The 12,545-nt window shown below is 49.8% G+C and carries 6 protein-coding genes; 3 read left to right on the top strand and 3 right to left on the bottom strand.

Going from position 1 to position 12,545, the window contains the following annotated elements; all coding sequences use genetic code 11:
• The first annotated feature begins 25 nt into the window (after positions 1 to 25).
• From KJS94_RS09750 to KJS94_RS09740, 3 genes are all read left to right on the top strand, one after another.
• The gene (locus KJS94_RS09750) at positions 26 to 3,115 is read left to right on the top strand and encodes a WD40/YVTN/BNR-like repeat-containing protein (protein WP_214447414.1); all 3,090 of its coding nucleotides are present in this window, start codon (positions 26 to 28) and stop codon (positions 3,113 to 3,115) included.
• 84 nt (positions 3,116 to 3,199) lie between these two features.
• A complete protein-coding gene (locus KJS94_RS09745) occupies positions 3,200 to 5,650 on the top strand; it encodes a glycoside hydrolase family 31 protein (protein ID WP_214447415.1) in 2,451 nt (816 codons plus the stop codon).
• 259 nt (positions 5,651 to 5,909) lie between these two features.
• Positions 5,910 to 9,041, top strand: coding sequence for a VPS10 domain-containing protein (locus KJS94_RS09740; RefSeq protein ID WP_214447416.1), 3,132 nt, complete (start codon positions 5,910 to 5,912; stop codon positions 9,039 to 9,041).
• A gap of 548 nt (positions 9,042 to 9,589) precedes the next feature.
• On the opposite strand, the gene KJS94_RS09735 is transcribed toward KJS94_RS09740, so the two are convergent.
• Genes KJS94_RS09735 through KJS94_RS09725 form a run of 3 tightly spaced genes read right to left on the bottom strand, consistent with a single transcriptional unit; the run spans position 9,590 to position 12,489 of the window.
• The gene (locus tag KJS94_RS09735; protein ID WP_214447417.1) at positions 9,590 to 10,279 is read right to left on the bottom strand and encodes a LytR/AlgR family response regulator transcription factor; all 690 of its coding nucleotides are present in this window, start codon (positions 10,277 to 10,279) and stop codon (positions 9,590 to 9,592) included.
• Positions 10,245 to 11,300 carry a sensor histidine kinase gene (locus KJS94_RS09730; RefSeq protein WP_214447418.1) on the bottom strand — a complete coding sequence of 352 codons (1,056 nt, stop codon included), beginning with the start codon at positions 11,298 to 11,300 and terminating at the stop codon, positions 10,245 to 10,247. The genes KJS94_RS09735 and KJS94_RS09730 overlap by 35 nt, the downstream gene beginning before the upstream one ends.
• Positions 11,236 to 12,489: an acyltransferase family protein gene (locus KJS94_RS09725; RefSeq protein ID WP_214447419.1), complete on the bottom strand. Its 1,254-nt coding sequence runs from the start codon at positions 12,487 to 12,489 to the stop codon at positions 11,236 to 11,238. Before KJS94_RS09725 ends, KJS94_RS09730 begins: the two co-directional genes overlap by 65 nt.
• Between the last annotated feature and the right edge of the window lie 56 nt (positions 12,490 to 12,545).

The following is a 12,545-nucleotide window of genomic DNA, read 5'->3' as shown; positions in this document are numbered from 1 at the left end:
CCATTAAACTACTTTTCTTCTGCTTATGAAAAGAATCCTTCTATTCTTCGCGGGCTCCTTTGCACTTACAGGAGCAATCGCGCAATCTTCCAAAGTTTCTTCTGCCACTTTCGGCATGATGGAAGCCCGATGGCTTGGCCCGGGCACTATGAGTGGCCGTATCTCCGCCATCGAAGGCGTGAACAATGATGGCAAGACCATCTATGTTGGAACTGCAGGTGGCGGTGTATGGAAGAGCACCAATGCCGGTGCCTCTTTCAAACCCATTTTCGATAAGAACTGCCAGAGCATCGGCGCTATCGCGGTTGACCAAAAGAACCCCAAAGTGGTTTTCGTTGGTACCGGGGAAAGCAATATGCGTAACTCTGTTTCCATTGGCGTGGGATTGTATAAATCCACCGATGCCGGTGATAACTGGACCCGCGTTGGCCTCGATAGTACTGAGCATATTGCCAAGATCGTTATCGATCCAGCCAATACCAACAATATCTATGTTGCCGCTCCCGGTCCTTTGTGGAGCGACAGCAAACACCGCGGTCTGTATAAGTCAACCGATGGCGGCAAGACCTGGGATAAGATCCTTTACATCAACGAAAAGGCCGGATGTGCTGATGTTTCAGTAGATCCCTCCAACCCCAATATCGTTTATGCGACTACCTGGGAATTCCGCCGCATGCCTTACCTCTTCAATTCAGGTGGTAACGGTTCCGGAATTTACAAGAGCACCGATGGTGGTAAGACCTGGAAAGAACTGACCAAGGGATTACCTGCCAAGCCATTCGGTCGCACAGCACTTGCATTGGCGCCCAGCGCCCCCAATAACCTGCTGGCTATTGTTGAGGCTAAAGAGACCGGACTGTATATTTCTTCAGACGGTGGTGAAAGCTGGAAGCAACAAAGTGCCACACTCAATGTGGTGTCTAGGCCTTTCTACTTCAGCACCCTGGTGATCGATCCCAAGGATCCCAAGCGTGTTTACCGCCCGGCATTCTCCTTCTCTTATTCAGATGATGGAGGCTACTCTTTCGCGGAAGCCAGTAACGAAGGCGGATGGGTTCACAGTGACCATCATGCGCTTTGGATCAATCCCAATAACACCAACCAGATGTACCTGGGAACCGATGGCGGTGTATACATCAGCCTCGACCGCGGTGCGACCTGGATCTTCGTGCAGAACCTGCCCGTAGGACAGTTCTACCATGTTGCTGCGGACAACCATGAGCCTTACAGGGTCTATGGCGGCCTGCAGGACAATGGCTCCTGGGTGGCACCCTCTTCCAAGCCCGGTGGGGTAGGCAATGGTGACTGGCAGGCCATTTATGGCGGAGATGGTTTCTGGACCGTTCCTGACCCAACCGATCTCAATATCGCTTATGCAGAATACCAGGGTGGTAACATGGCCCGCGTAAACCTGAAGACCCTGAAGAGCGTGACCATCAAACCACAGGCAGGCGCAAACGAAGGCAAACTGAGGTGGAACTGGAATACACCGATTCATATTGGTTCCAATAATCCAAAGAACCTCTATTGTGGTGCACAATACCTGTTCAAGTCTACCGATAAGGGAACGAACTGGACAAGGATCTCCCCGGACCTGACCACGAATGACAAGAAGAAACAGGAGCAGGAGAACAGTGGTGGTTTGAGTGCCGATAATACATCCGCTGAAAACCATACTACTATCTTCACCATCGCAGAATCTCCGCTGGATGAGAACATCATCTGGGTAGGTACCGATGATGGTAACCTGCAATACACCACAGATGGCGGGAAGACCTGGACCAATGTTGCAGCCAACTATGCCGCTGCTGGTATCCCTGCGCAAACCTGGGTGAGCAGTGTTGAACCCAGCCGATTCGATAAGAACCTGGTCTATGCCACTTTCGATAACCACATGTACGGAGACCACAAGACCTATGTGGCCAGGTCGACCGATATGGGTAAGACCTGGACCCTTTTCAAGAGTGAAGAATTCACCGGCTTTGCCCATAAAGTGAGGGAGGACCTGGTGAATAAGGACCTGCTGTTCATCGGAACGGAAATGGGACTCTTTACATCAGTTGATGGTGGTGCCAGCTGGTTCAGGATGAAGAACAAGATCCCTGAATATGCATTGGTGCGCGATATCCAGATCCATCCTAAGACCCATGACCTGATCCTGGGTACCCATGGTCGTGGGGTGATCGTGGTGGATGATATCAGTCCCATGCGAGCCCTAACGGCAGACATTCTCGAAAAAGATGTGTACATGTTCCCGGCTCAGCCCATGGCCATCAATATGGGTAAGTATGGTGATGGCGGTTTCCCTTCAACAGGGGGATGGAATGGCGGTAACCCTGCCTCTATCCAACCCATCCAGTATTACCTGAAGGACAGGGTGAGCAGCGGGGATGTAAAAGTGGAGATCTATGATGCAGAAGGAAAGCTGATGCAGTCCATGCCTGGCTCGAAGCGTAAGGGTGTGAACAAGGTTTTCTGGAACATGCGCATGACCCCGCCCAAAGCTGCAGCCGGTAGTAAGAAGATGGATTTTGGTGCATTCACTGCCCCAATGGTAATGCCGGGAGATTATACCGTGAAGCTGAAAGTAGGCAATAAGGAGTATACAGATAAGATCAAGCTGGTGCATGATGCGTCCAACCCTGATTTCACCACGGCAGACCGCGAAGCCCAGTACAAAACGGCCAACGAGTTGATGGGTATGTACGCTGACCTGAATGCTTTGGTAGAGGATATCAATGGCAAGCAGAAGATGGTGAAGGATAATGTTGACAAGGTGAAGAATGCCAAAGTGAAGAAGCTGTTGAACGATTACCATGGCGACCTGGAGAAGCTGAGGGCTACCTTACTGGCCACCAAGCAGGCATCCATTTTTGCGGATGAAGAGCAATTGCGAGAACGCATCAGCGAAGTGTATGCAGCCGTTGCCAACCAGGAATCGAGGCCCAGCAACCTTCAGTTGCAGCGCGTGGATGTGCTGAAGAAGGAATTGGGCGACGCCAAGGCTAAGAGTGATGCGGTGAATAAGCAGTACTACAACAAAGTACAGGCTGCTATGGAAAAGGAAGGACTGGCTCCCAAGCCTGCCACCTTACAGGACAAGAAAGGCAACTAAACATTTTCCCTGATACAGTTAAAGGGCACGGGCCATGGGCTTCGTGCCCTTTTCTTTTGTAATTTCAGGAGGGTAAATGATATTATGAGACTACTCCCCCTGCTATTTCTCTTGCTCCATTGCCTGCCGATCATTGCACAGCAAAAGGCATCCACTGCTCCGGCATCACTGGTTATCCCGACCCGCGCCGGCAAGTGGACCCTGCAGTCCTATGATGAGCAGATCCTGCGCATCCGCTTCACCCCGGAAGAAAGATGGTTCAATGCCCAATTATCCGATGCGGTCATTGCCAGGCCATCCACAAAGCCCATTGTGCGCAATACGATCGATGGGGAGCAGTTCCTTTTTGCAGGAGACATAAGGGTGCAGGTGGATGAAGGAGCGGAACAGTTGTTGCTGAAAGCAAATGATTCTTCAGAAGCTATTACCATCCAGGCATTCCGTTACGGACCCAATGCAGGTTTCAGGATATCCTTGCAGGAAGGGGAAATGGTTTTTGGCGGAGGCGAAAGGGCCATCAATATGGACCGTCGCGGCTATCGGTTGCCGTTATATAATGCACCTGCTTATGGTTATGAAGAAGGCGCAGAGAACCTGAACTTCTCCATACCACTTTTCTATTCTTCCAAAGGCCATGCCCTGTTCTTTGATAATCCGTCTTCCGGCTATGTGGATGTCGGGAAGTCCGATCCCTCCCTGCTGGAAGCGGGATTCTCCAGTGGTGAATTGAATTGCTATTTCATTGCAGGGAAGACTATTGATGAAATGTTGCAAAGCTATACCCGGCTGACCGGCAAAGCTCCTTTGCCTCCAAGATGGGCCCTTGGCAATTTCATGTCGCGCTTCGGTTACCAGAGTGAAAGCCAGCTGATGGCGATCGTTGATTCCATGCGGAAATATAAAATTCCCATGGATGCAGTGATCCTCGACCTGTTCTGGTTCGGCGATAGCATCAAGGGAACGCTGGGCAACCTGGACTGGGTGAATAGCAGTAAATGGCCCAACCCCAAAAGGATGATGGATACCCTCGAAGCCAGGAGCATCAAGACCATCCTCATTACAGAACCCTTCTTCCTGCAAGGCACCCGCAATTACGACGCCTCACTCAAGTTCCTGGCAGTTGACAGTTCAAGGCAACCCTATATGCTGAAGGATCTCTATTTCGGTTATGGGGGACTGATAGACTTGTTTCGCAAAGATGCCAGGGATTGGTTCTGGACAAAATACGACAAGCAGATCAAGCTGGGGGTTGATGGCTGGTGGGGTGACCTGGGTGAGCCCGAGAAGCATCCAGCAGACCTGTATCATAACGGAAAGGACCTTGGTGTCAACCAACTCCTGAACAGTAACCAGGTGCATAATCTCTATGGACATTATTGGAGCAAGATGCTGTATGAGAAGTATAAGCAATTCTATCCCCAGCAACGTCTCTTTTATCTTAACCGTTCAGGTTTCGCTGGCAGCCAGCGTTACAGCGTCTTCCCCTGGACAGGCGATGTAAGCCGCAGCTGGAGCGGTTTGCGTGCACAACTTCCTTTGCTCCAATCGATGAGTATCTGTGGGATCCCATATATCCATTCTGATGCTGGTGGATTTGCCGGAGGTGATGAGGATCCTGAACTTTATTTGAGATGGTTACAGTTTGCCATATTCACGCCTATCTTCAGGCCGCACGGCACAGCACTCGGACAGGCAGATCCCCAGGCAAGGAGTTATCCCAGTGAACCTGCCTTATGGCCGGATTCAGTAAGGGAAATAGCAAAGCAATATGTACAAACGCGCTACGACCTCGTGCCCTATAATTACAACCTGTCCTATGAACAAAGCAAATATGGCAAACCCATGATGCGGCCCATGTTCTATTATGATCTTGCTGATTCCAACCTGGTGAAGGCGCAGGACCAGTATATGTGGGGCGACGCTATCTTGGTAGCACCCGTACTGGAGAAAGGCGCCACCAAAAGGCGGCTCTATTTACCAAAAGGTAATTGGTATGATTCACGGAATAAGAAGAAATATGAAGGGGGGCAGTGGTTGGAAGTGCCAGTGTATATAGATAGGATCCCTGTATTTGTAAAGGCTGGAAGTTTCGTGCCAACAAGGGCACAACTGAGCAATATCTCGGAATACAAGACCCGCTTACTGGTGACGCAATATTTCTTTTCACCCGAAGGAGGGAAATATATGCTGTATGATGATGATGGCAAGGATCCCAGGGCCATGGAAACCAATAATCATGAAATGATCGGCTTTGTAGCCAGGTCTACGCATACCGGCATGGAGATCAGGATTGGCAGCGGTTCGGATCGATACACCGGAAGGGCGACCAAGAGATTTATGGTTATGGATATTTTCGGCTTACCGGCTGATCCCAAATCGGTGAAAGTGGATGGGTTGCTTGCACCCCTGCAAAGTAAATTCCAGGAAATAGAAAAATACCGTGGCCAGATCGCCTTATGGGATCCCCTTAATGGTATGCTCAGGGTGGTATTCGAATTTACCGGTACTTCCCAAAAGCTTGAAGTGAGCTTTTGATCATTGTTCATGGAGGAATTCTTCCAATGGATAGTTTTGTTGCAGTTATTCATAACTGTTAGCTATGCACCGAAGAGGGGTATCCATTCATCAAGATAAGTTGACCCTGAATGCTTGCCCAGAATGGGTTGGATGGTACTCGTTGCCGTTCAACAAGTTTATCTGTCAGTAATGGTTAACCCTTAATTGCCAATTCATGGCAATTCCTAATTTCATGTAACCCGTACCACACTTTCCACTAAAACCTAGAATTGCTCATATGAGAAAATTAATGTTCGTAGCATTAATGGCTCCTGCCTTGATAGCAGTGGGCCAGAAAAAGAAAGCTACCCCATCTGCACCTCCTGCAGCCAACGTTGATGAGGTGCTCTTCTCCCAAACCAAATACAGGCTAATAGGACCATGGCGCGGCGGGCGTTCTGCTGCAGTGGCCGGTTCTTACCGCAACAGGCAGACCTTCTATATGGGCGCTACCGGCGGTGGGGTTTGGAAGACTACCGATGGCGGTAACAATTGGAAGAATATTTCTGATAAGTATTTCGGCGGTACCATTGGTGCCGTGGCTGTTGCACCCAGTGATGAGAATGTAGTGTATGTAGGCGAGGGTGAGAACACTATGCGCGGCAACGTAGCCGAAGGCCTGGGCGGCATGTGGCGCAGCGATGATGCCGGTCGCACCTGGCGCAATATCGGCTTGAAGGACGGCCGCCATATCATCCGCATTGTGATCCATCCCCGTAACCCCGATATCCTCTGGGTTGCTGTAATGGGACACCTGTTCGGGCCCAACGAAGAGCGTGGGGTATATAAGTCAACTGACGGTGGCAAGACATGGAAGCGCACCCTCTATATCAACAACCAGACCGGAGCGGCCGACCTGGTGATGGAACCCGGTAACCCGCAGGTATTCTATGCCGGTACCTGGCGCGTGATCCGCACCCCGCATAGCCTTGAAAGCGGTGGTGATGGTAGTGGGCTCTGGAAAAGCACCGATGGCGGTGAAACCTGGAGCAATATCTCCGCAAAGAAGGGGCTTCCCAAGGGCACCTGGGGTATTGTTGGTGTAGCCGTTGCACCCAGCAATCCCGATAAAGTATATGCGCTGATCGAGAATGCTAGCGGTGGACTATATGCGAGTAGTGATGCTGGGGAATCCTGGACACTGCAGAGCAATGACAATAATATCCGCCAGCGTGCCTGGTATTATACCAAGGTATTCGTTGATCCCAAGAACGAGAATACCGTTTACTGTCCTAACGTAGGCTTCATGCGCAGCCGTGATGGCGGTAAGACCTTCCAGAGTATCCGTACGCCGCATGGTGATCACCATGACCTCTGGATCGATCCGGAAGATCCCAACCGCATGGTAGTAGCGGATGATGGCGGTGCACAGGTAAGTTTTGATGGTGGCAATAACTGGAGCACATACATGAACCAGCCCACTTCCCAGATCTACAGGGTGAGCACTGATAACAGTTTCCCTTATCGCATCCTTGGCGCACAGCAGGATAACTCCACCATGCGCATCAGGCATATGACCTATGGTTCTGCCATCACTGATAAGGATTGGGAAGAAACAGCAGGTGCTGAAAGTGGTTATGTGGTAGCTGATCCATTGAATCCCGATATCGTTTATGGGGGTAATTATGGTGGCTATTTGTCACGCCTCGATCATCGTACCGGTGAGAACCGTGCCATCAGCGTTTGGCCCGATAACCCCATGGGAGCAGGTGCAGATGTACAGCGCTACAGGTTCCAGTGGAACTTCCCCATCTTCTTCTCACCGCATAATCCAAAGCGTCTCTACTGCGCGGGTAATGCGCTGTTCGTGACCGAGAATGAGGGAGCCAGCTGGGAGCAGATCTCACCAGACCTGACTACCAACGACAAGAGCAAGCAAGGTCCGAGTGGTGGTCCCATTACCAAGGACAACACATCCGTTGAATACTATTGTACCATTTTCACTGCAACTGAAAGTGCATTGGAGAAAGACCTCCTCTGGGCAGGCAGTGATGATGGACTCGTACATGTGAGCAAGGATGGCGGCAAGAACTGGGAAAATGTTACCCCGGCCAATGCACCCAAGTTGATCATGTGGAATGCGATTGAAACGCATCCTACCAAAAAGGGTGTGGCCTATATCACCGGTACCCGTTACAAGTTGGATGATTTCACTCCATATATCTACAAGACAGAAGATTATGGTAAGAGCTGGAAACTCATCACCAATGGCATCGACAAGCTGCATTTCACCCGAGTAATGCGCGCCGACCATAAGCGTGATGGCCTGCTCTATGCGGGCACGGAATATGGTATGTATATCAGTTATGATGATGGCGCAAACTGGAGGAAGTTCCAGCTGAATCTTCCTGTTGTTCCCATCACCGACCTGACCATCAAGGACAATGACCTGATCGTAGCTACACAGGGAAGGGCATTCTGGATCATTGATGACCTGACCACTTTACAGCAATACGATGCCGCATTGCCCAATAAGAACCTGCATGTCTTCCCGGTCAGGGATGCCTGGAGGTTGCTGCCCGATCCCTATGCATCCTGGCGCCAGGCTTCTGCCCCGGTGAATGCAGGCACTAATCCGCCCAAAGGTGCCGTGATCAATTATTATATCAAGGATGTAAATGATAGCACCAAGGCCAGCATTACCATCATGGATAAGGACCGCAAGGAGATCAAGACCTTCAGCGTTAGCAGCAAGGACAATAAGCTGGATGTGAACAAGGGCATGAACCGTTTTGTATGGGATCTCCAGTACAAGGCGGGTGAGCGCATCGATGGCATGATCCTCTGGAATGGTGTTCCGGGCAGCATTACCGCTCCTCCCGGTAACTACTATGCGAAAGTGAAGGTGGGATCGGATTCATCAGAAGTGCCCTTCGTGGTAAAGGCCGATCCGAATTATAAGATCAGCCAGGCCGACCATGATGCCCAGTTCGCCTTCCTGAGCCAGGTGCAGGGTAAGTTTAATGATGTTCAGAAGGGCATCAAGGATATCCGTTCCGTTCGTGGCCAGTTGAATGATTTCGTAAGCCGCCAGGGTAAGGATTGTCCGAAGGAGGTGAAGCAGATGGCCGATAGCATCAATAAGCAACTCACGACCATTGAAGAGGCCTTGTACCAGACCAAGGCCAAGAGTGGCCAGGATGTGCTGAACTATCCCATCCGCCTGAACGATAAGTTATCCGGTGTATTTGATGCCGCCAGCAGCGGCCAGATGGCACCAAGCAAGCAGGCGAGGGAAGTATATGCTGACCTGGCTGCCAAGTGTGATGTGGAATTGGGTAAGCTGAAGAAGATCATGAATGAAGAACTGCCTAAGTTCAACAATATGATCAGGGAGAAGGCGCTGCCTGTGATCAGCATCAAGGAATAAGTTTAAGCCTATAAGCATAAAATGCCGGAACGAAAGTTCCGGCATTTTTTTATGGGGTTAATTATCCCTTAGCCAATCGGGTCTCTCTTAATGACTACTGTGTACCCACATCTCTACCTCAGCAGGGTCTCCCGCAGGGGACCCTGATGAATAGTAGGATGAAAATTCATCGGGGACTCTCGAAGAGTACCACTCTGGGTTGAAAAGAATTAGCCCCCCGTCGCCCCCGTTGTGTCTTATGACCAACGGGCAGTTAGAAGATGAGCGTAGCTGTTGGATGCATAAATATTTCGTCTTTTATCCATCAGGGTCCCCTGCGGGAGACCCTGCTGAGGTGAGAAAGTAATAGCTCAAAAAATACCCTGGGGTTTATATCGGCTTACGTCTAAAAGCTGTTGGTGATAACACCGAACAGCGGCGCAGAATTTAATTGCATCACTACCATCAACGGCGAAGATTACATATACCCGCCCCCGTTGTGTATTATGACCAACGGGCAGTTGGAAGATGAGATAAGCTGTTGGATGCAAAGAAGGATTGGGCAGCCCCTATTCATGGAGCAGGCTACCCGGATCCTGGATGAAATTTTTCGAAAGGGGGATGATATGTTCTCCTATATGCAATTGTCTGTGGTCGATACGGTCGATCTTTGCTTGCGCCACAACAAAGGATTTATGTACCTGGGTAAATTTTTCAACTGGAAGTTTTTCCCTGAGTCCTTTAAGGGTAGACAATGTCAGCACCATCCGGTCCTTGAGTTGGATGGCCACATAGTTCTCCCGGGCTTCCAGGAATAGGATAGAACTGATCTCAACTTTCTCCAGGCTATTGCCCACTTTCACAAAGAGGCTATCGCCTTTCTTCTCCCAAACCAATTCAAAATATTCCTTTGCTTTTTGAACTGCCTTTGAGAACCTTTCCAGTGAGATGGGTTTGAGCAGGTAATCCAATACATCGAGTTCGTAGCCTTTCAGTGCATATTGTTCATAAGCGGTAGTGAAGATCACCTTCGGGCCATCTTCGTTACCTGCAGCAAATTCGAGGCCTGAAACATAGGGCATTTCTATATCCAGGAAGAGCAGGTCAACGGCTTCCTTCCTAAGCAAGGCGGTAAGTTCATATACGTTTTCGCAGGTACCTACCAGCTGCAGGCAATCGAATTGACCGACATACTTGCTGAGGCCTTTCCTTGCAAGGGGTTCATCATCCGTTATGACGCATCTGATCTTTTGCTGCATGTTCCGCTTTTATTTTGATGGTTGCCGAATAACTGGAATCATTTTCTTCTACTAATAGTTCATGGGTATCGGGATAGAGCAATTCCAACCTCCGCTTTACATTCTCCAGGCCAATGCCTCCCTTCTTTTGAAGCGATCGGAAGCTTACGTCAGGTAAGGAGTTGGTGACCTGCATCACGATCCTGTCTTGCTCCAATGCCGCACGGATGGCGATGAAGGGTTGTTCACCACCCACATACTTGAATGCATTCTCCACCAGTGGCATGAATAGCAGGGGGTATACCTGTTGTTGGCCCAATGCTTCATCAATGCAGAGCCTTAGTTTCAGTTTTTCGGATACCCTTAGCTGTTGCAATTCGATATAGCGTTCCAGGTGGTCCAGGTCTTTCTTGATGGGAACTGTTTCCTGCTGGTCATACAATTGGTAGCGCAGCAGGTCCGCGAATTGCAGGATCGTTCTTTTCGCATTGTCCACATTCTCATCCATCTGGAAATAGATGCCATTGAGGGTATTGAACAGGAAATGCGGATGGTATTGTGCACGCAGGTATTTCAGTTCAGTGGCCAGCTGGTCGTTCTTTATGCCGGCCATTTGCAGGCGCTGCTGGTACATTTCCCTCACCAGCTCATTCACCCTGATCAGGGTATAGTAAAGCATGAGGTAAAGGGTGCCGACCACATTGATAGACACAAAGTCTGTCAAGCTCAGGCCATCGTCTGTTAGTGCTGCAAATGGGATGACCGTGGCATTGATCAGCAGGAACAGTACGGAATAGGCCACCAGGAATTCTTTCAATAGTAGTTTAGTGGGAATCCCGTTAGCGTAATCTATCCTGTTCCTTTTTTTCAGGAAGCTGATGACCCAATGGATCAGGTAACTGATCACAATGATGCCACCAAGCTCCAGCAGGGTGATGGCAAGGGGCCTTTCCCAGAACAGTTCCTTCTCGTAGGTGTCATTGATCAGCCGCACTGTTGCGTAGATCAGCAATCCCAACAATAAGGGCTGTATTTTTTTCAATGATTGTTGCATTGTGCTGTACTTGTTTAGGCGCTTTGTTTACCGGTTTCATGCCGAAGATCCATCGCAGAGCATTGTTCGGCCGCACCAGGAAATGGATCAGCGCCATGCAGGTAATAAAGGTAAGTAATACGATGAACAGGTATTTGGCCAATATGCCCTCTTCGGTCTGCACCACATAGAAGGCGATGATCACGATCACGGTTTGGTGCAGGATATAGAAGGGATAAAGTACTTCATTACCATAATTCAGGAAGCTGTGTTTCCGGTTCAGGTATTTCTTTCCATAACCTACCAGTCCCATTACCATGCTCCAGGCGATGGCAGGCGTGATGGCCAGGTAGAGATAAGTGTAGGCATAGGAGGCTGTATTGTCCGGGTAAGTATCCCAGGGCGAGATGTTATTCCAGCGGATATAGTTAACTGTTAGATAGAGGAGGAGCGCCATCAGCATGGAGGTCTTCCGGTTGCGCTCCAGGCTGTCCAGCAGGGATGGGTGCACGATCATGAAGAATCCTACCAGCAGGAACCATAGCCAGTAAAAGAAAGCGCAACCGTCTTCAATCAGGTTATTCTTGAAGGGGAAACGCAGGACGAGTGATGCAAAGAGGAGGATGCCGGGAAGGGCGAGGAGGTAAATACGTTTGTTGGTTGAAAGCCATGCTGCAAGCTTGTTCAATCCATTCTTGCCATCCTTCATCATCCAGAGGAAGAGGGGGACACAAATGATATCGTAGATAAACAGGTAGGCGATGAACCAGAGGTGGTGCCAGCTGAAATTCCCTTCAGGGTAGGGTTGGAAGCGGAAGATGCTGGGGTAGAAGTCAAGGAAGCTACCGGTATAACCATTCGCTACCCTTTCGAGGTAAACCTGCGGCGGCACGATGATGAGCATACCGGCTACCAGGGGAAGGAAGAGACGGATGAACCGTTGTTTGATGAACTCCTTGCCGCTGCCATATTTTTTGAGCATGAAGAAGCTGACCGTTCCAGAGATGAAGAAGAGAAGGGGCATCCTGAATTTGCTCAGCATATAGTTGAATTCCATCAGCAGGTTGCTCCTTTCGCCGTTCATGATATGCCAGTGTTCCTCCGGTACAAAGGGTTGGGCGGAGTGGTAGAAGAGCACCCCAATGATAGCCGCGATGCGAAGCCAGTCGAGGTAGTATTGACGTTGATAGGTTGCCATCTGGTTGATTTTTCAGCAAACCTATTGGGTATCGTGGCAGCGGTAAAACGCTATTG

The sequence above is a fragment of the Flavihumibacter rivuli genome (assembly GCF_018595685.2).
Lineage (GTDB): Bacteria > Bacteroidota > Bacteroidia > Chitinophagales > Chitinophagaceae > Flavihumibacter > Flavihumibacter rivuli.
This window is presented reverse-complemented; position numbering and strand designations above follow the sequence as displayed.

Excerpts from the sequence above, each read along its gene's own strand:
- KJS94_RS09750 (WP_214447414.1), top strand. The coding sequence starts at position 26 with ATGAAAAGAATCCTTCTATTCTTCGCGGGCTCCTTTGCACTTACAGGA.
- KJS94_RS09745 (WP_214447415.1), top strand. The coding sequence starts at position 3,200 with ATGAGACTACTCCCCCTGCTATTTCTCTTGCTCCATTGCCTGCCGATC.
- KJS94_RS09740 (WP_214447416.1), top strand. The coding sequence starts at position 5,910 with ATGAGAAAATTAATGTTCGTAGCATTAATGGCTCCTGCCTTGATAGCA.
- KJS94_RS09735 (WP_214447417.1), bottom strand. The coding sequence starts at position 10,279 with ATGCAGCAAAAGATCAGATGCGTCATAACGGATGATGAACCCCTTGCA.
- KJS94_RS09725 (WP_214447419.1), bottom strand. The coding sequence starts at position 12,489 with ATGGCAACCTATCAACGTCAATACTACCTCGACTGGCTTCGCATCGCG.